Genomic DNA, 299 nt, shown 5'->3' with positions numbered 1-299 from the left:
TCGCGGCCAGAGGCATTGCCGATCGAGATCTTGCCGTCGGCCGACAGCGTCAGTTCGCCGGCATTGGCGGCCATGTCACCGCTCATCTTGACGCCGGCGCCCTTCTCGGTGACGACGACCTTGATGCGGTCGGCCTGCATGGCGCCGAGTGCCGTGCCGTCGATCGCGTATTCCGGCGTGCCTGACGTGGCGGTCAGCGCCGTCGCTTCGCCGGTGGCATAATTGTATTGGCTGGCGCCGCCCGTCAGGCGGATGGTCTTGCCGTAGACCGGCGCATTGACATGGATATTGCGGGCAAC

General features: G+C 65.9%; 1 protein-coding gene. It reads right to left on the bottom strand.

What is annotated here, in order from left to right; all coding sequences use genetic code 11:
- On the bottom strand, positions 1–299 hold a 299-nt coding region (locus DQ393_RS00010), incomplete at both ends, for a hypothetical protein (RefSeq protein WP_146758952.1).

It is taken from the genome of Martinezella tropici, from assembly GCF_003287875.1.
GTDB lineage: Bacteria > Pseudomonadota > Alphaproteobacteria > Rhizobiales > Rhizobiaceae > Rhizobium > Rhizobium tropici_C.
Note: the sequence above shows the minus strand (reverse complement) of the source record. Positions and strands in the feature narration are given on the sequence as shown.